Genomic DNA, 2552 nt, shown 5'->3' with positions numbered 1-2552 from the left:
CATCCAAGGAGTCAACAATATGTACAAGACAGAACTTCTAGGCGCTCTGGCACTGTGCGTCGCAAGCTTGCTGGCACACGCCGACGACGACAGCCTGCGTATCGGTATCGAAGCCGCCTACCCGCCCTTCTCCTTCAAGACGCCAGAGGGCAACGTCAGTGGTTTCGATTACGACATTGGCAACGCGCTGTGCGAAGAGATGAAGGTCAAATGCGAGTGGGTCATCCAGGAATTCGACGGCATGATCCCGTCGCTGAAAGTGCGCAAGATCGATGCTGTGCTGTCGTCGATGTCGATCACTGAAGACCGTATGAAGTCGGTCGACTTCAGCAAAAAGTACTACCACACGCCGGGCAAGTTCGCGATGAAGGCCGGTAGCGTGATCAACGACCCGCTGGTCGATCTCAAAGGCAAGAAACTCGGCGTGCAACGCTCCTCGACCTATGACCGTTTCGCCACCGAGCAGCTTGAGAAAGCCGGCGCCCTGGTGGTGCGCTACTCCTCGCAAAATGAAGCCTTCCTCGATCTGGCAGCGGGTCGCCTGGACGCCACGCTTGCAGACATCGTCAACACCGATGAAAGCTTTATCAAAACACCCTTGGGTAAGGGTTTCGCACTGGCAGGGCCGGACATCAACGACCCGAAATACTTCGGCAGAGGCGCCGGGATCGCGGTGCGTAAAGGCGACAGCGCGAACGTTGCACGCCTGAGTGCAGCGATTGATGCGATCCGCGCCAATGGCAAGTACCAGCAAGTGATGGGCAAGTACTTCGCCTTCGATATCTACGGCGAATAAGCCTTCATCCGAAACCTTGGCGCCGGCCCCATGCGGGCGCCGCTTTTGGCTTGTCTCGTGCGCCTCCCGGCGCTCGCTTGAGGAACTTCATCATGCTCCACGGCTACGGATCGAGCATTCTCGATGGCGCCTGGCTGACCATTAATCTGGCCCTGACCTCCATGACCATGGCCATTTCCCTGGGACTGATCGGCGCGGCCTTTCGTTTGTCGCCGTTCAAATGGCTGGCGGTGCTGGGCGAAGGTTATACAACCCTGATTCGCGGTATTCCTGACCTGGTGCTGATCCTGCTGATCTTCTATGGCGGCCAGGATCTGATGAACCGCATTGCCCTCGCACTCGGTTACACCCAGTACATCGACATCAACCCCTTCATCGCCGGTGTCTGCACCATGGGCTTCATTTTCGGTGCGTATCTCTCGGAGACCTTTCGTGGCGCCTTCATGGCGATCCCTAAAGGTCAGGCAGAGGCCGGCGCGGCTTATGGCATGAGTGGCGCTCAGGTGTTCTGGCGGATTCTGGTGCCGCAGATGATTCGTTTCGCCATTCCCGGGTTCACCAACAACTGGTTGGTACTGACCAAATCCACCGCGCTGATCTCGGTGATCGGTTTGCAGGACATGATGTTCAAAGCCAAAAACGCAGCGGACGCCACCCATGAGCCGTTCACATTTTTCCTCGCGGTTGCCGCGCTCTACTTGATGCTGACCAGCGTGTCATTGCTGGTGTTGCGCTATCTGGAAAAACACTACTCGGTCGGCATCAAAGCCGCCGAACTGTGACTGGGAGCCCCCCATGATTCTCGACTACAACCTGATATGGGAAAACCTGCCGCTGTATTTCAACGGCGCATTGGTGACCCTGAAAGTGCTGCTGATTTCCCTGGCCGTTGGCCTGGTGCTTGCGGTTCCGATAGCGCTGATGCGCGTTTCCCGATCACCACTGATCAACTTCCCGGCCTGGCTCTACACCTACGTGATTCGCGGCACCCCGATGCTGGTGCAATTGTTCCTGATCTACTACGGGTTGGCGCAGTTCGAAGCGGTACGCCAAAGCGCGTTCTGGCCTTACCTGTCCAGCGCGACCTTTTGTGCCTGCCTGGCCTTCGCAATCAATACCAGCGCCTATAGCGCGGAACTCCTGGCCGGCAGCTTGAAGGCCACGGCCCACGGCGAGATCGAAGCCGCCAAAGCCATGGGCATGTCGCGCCTGACCTTGTACCGCCGCATCCTCCTGCCGTCGGCCTTGCGCCGGGCGCTGCCGCAGTACAGCAACGAAGTGCTGATGATGCTGCAGACCACCAGCCTGGCGTCCATCGTCACGTTGGTGGATATCACCGGAGCCGCGCGAACCGTCAGTTCGCGCTTCTATCTGCCGTTCGAAGCATTCATCACTGCCGGTCTCATCTACCTGGCCCTGACCTTCATCCTGGTTCGCCTGTTCAAGCTGGCCGAGCGCCGCTGGCTGGCCTATCTGGCACCACGCAAGCACTAAGGAGCGTTATGAAGCACATTCAATACCTTTTGCCGTGGAGTGCCTCGGGCACAGAACGAAAGCTGTCGCTGTTTCGTTTTGGCAGCGGGCCGCGCAAGGCCTACATCCAGGCTTCCCTACATGCCGACGAACTGCCGGGGATGCGCGTCGCCGTCGAGCTCAAGCGCCGTCTGCTGGAACTGGAAGAGCAAGGCCTGTTGAACGGGGTGATCGAACTGGTGCCGATGGCCAATCCGATTGGTATCGCACAGATGTTCCAGGC

General features: G+C 58.4%; 3 protein-coding genes and 1 pseudogene. All 4 read left to right on the top strand.

Annotated features, from left to right (window positions below):
• Positions 1-19: 19 nt before the first annotated feature.
• A complete protein-coding gene (locus AC1DVH_RS29395) occupies positions 20-796 on the top strand; it encodes an ABC transporter substrate-binding protein (RefSeq protein WP_477756741.1) in 777 nt (258 codons plus the stop codon).
• A gap of 92 nt (positions 797-888) precedes the next feature.
• The gene (locus AC1DVH_RS29390) at positions 889-1578 is read left to right on the top strand and encodes an ABC transporter permease (protein ID WP_477756740.1); all 690 of its coding nucleotides are present in this window, start codon (positions 889-891) and stop codon (positions 1576-1578) included.
• A gap of 13 nt (positions 1579-1591) precedes the next feature.
• The gene (locus tag AC1DVH_RS29385; RefSeq protein ID WP_477756739.1) at positions 1592-2290 is read left to right on the top strand and encodes an ABC transporter permease; all 699 of its coding nucleotides are present in this window, start codon (positions 1592-1594) and stop codon (positions 2288-2290) included.
• 8 nt (positions 2291-2298) lie between these two features.
• Positions 2299-2552, top strand: a pseudogene (locus tag AC1DVH_RS29380) (peptidase M14); the annotation flags it as partial.

It is taken from the genome of Pseudomonas sp. P4_C3, from assembly GCF_056402075.1.
The sequence above is the reverse complement of the archived record's forward strand: the minus strand, read 5'-3'. Positions and strand labels throughout refer to the sequence as shown.